The 1,540-nt window shown below is 32.7% G+C and carries 1 protein-coding gene; it reads right to left on the bottom strand.

Annotated features, from left to right (window positions below):
* Window positions 1–247: 247 nt before the first annotated feature.
* Window positions 248–1,414, bottom strand: a complete 1,167-nt coding sequence (locus tag LBV24_RS14985; RefSeq protein WP_224479472.1) for a hypothetical protein — start codon at window positions 1,412–1,414, stop codon at window positions 248–250.
* Between the last annotated feature and the right edge of the window lie 126 nt (window positions 1,415–1,540).

Here is a 1,540-nt window from a genome sequence, read left to right as displayed (position 1 = left end):
CTGCTTTTGGATATAGTGTCTGCGAAGCAGCGTAGACAAAAGTACGCCGCAGGCGTATTCGATATCATCGGTCTCGGCTATGAGTAGTTGCGTGGGTTAGCGGTTAACTTTGCAAGTACACACCAAGTTGAAAATCCGCGAGGATTTTCAGAAGTAGGCGAGAACAAGCAATTACTTATAGCCATTGTTGTGTACAGTTATTAATTCAAAAAGCACATTTTTTTCTAATCTGAGAAAATCTAAAAAATTAATCTTCAAAAAAATTATTCGCTTTATTGGACTTACAAGAAATTTTTTGTAGAAGGTATTCAAATGCTTTTTTAATTTTTTTTACGTCTTGTAAGGTTCCCCCAAAAGCTAAAGTTTGTTCAGACTTCAATTCAGCATCTACACTAGCCTCCTTTACAAACTCAATAGGCTGATTTTTAATACAATTATTGAACCTACATTTCACAGTTAATTGATACTTATAGTTCGAGTTAAACTCTAATAATATACCACCTCCTAAGTCTGCTTCTGATTTTGAAGATATTTCCAGACTTTTAGGGTCGAGACTTGCTAAATCAAAAATTATTTCTGTTTTACCTTTAATATCCTTTGGTAATTTTCCCCCAGAAAATACCCCTTGTCGTAATAAGCTAAATTCTGTTCCATTATAGCTAATATCCACTAACTCCACATTTGATTTCATTTCTCCATATGGTGAACCATTAACACTTGCTTTATAGCCACCATAAGCTCTAAGTACATTTCTTATATAATCAAAAGTTTCAGACATACTTGGTTCTCCTCTTTTCTCTGATGCACTAAACAATTTTACAACACAACCCTCTTTAGGCAAAATCGATTTAATAGCGGGATATTCACGATATATGGCACGGTCAAGGTTTGGTAAATAATTTTCTTTATTTTGCGACATATTTCTACTTGAATTTTTGCCAGAACTACGAGAGTTATTGTCACTTATTTTTCTATCACTATATTGTGAGTTTTCTTTGGATACGCTAGAAGAATTATTTTTAATTCTAGAGGCGTCAGGTGTAAAATTTACTGTTACTTCTAGTACCTTTCCATTGGAATTATCTGCAAGTTCTTCCATTCTTGCATTTTTCGCTTTTCCTAGGTTATCAAAGCAGTAAGTATAACTGTTAGAGCGTAAATCTATAACTTTTGGATACCTAGATTCAACATAATCAAAAACATAATTTTCAAAGTCTATTTGGTTAATAGTACAAGAGTCATCTGTTCCAGTATATTGAACATTAGAAATAACAAAATAGTCTTCGCCAGAATGCTTCAAGTCTACCTGTAATGAATAAGTGTAACAATAACAATCTTTATAGTTCTGAGAATTACAGGTAAGACTTGCAAGAAAAAAGAATGTAACTATTAATAATACTTGAATTGATTTCATATTTCTTCGATTTAAATTTCTCAAATTGCTTACAACGCTGCGCTATGTGCAGTTGTCTGTTTTTTTGTGAAGATAATGAAAAATCGTGTTGATGATTTGCAATACTTATCCCACGTCATGCATTTT

This window comes from Winogradskyella vincentii (genome assembly GCF_020166345.1).
GTDB classification, from domain to species: Bacteria; Bacteroidota; Bacteroidia; order Flavobacteriales; family Flavobacteriaceae; genus Winogradskyella; species Winogradskyella vincentii.
This window is presented reverse-complemented; position numbering and strand designations above follow the sequence as displayed.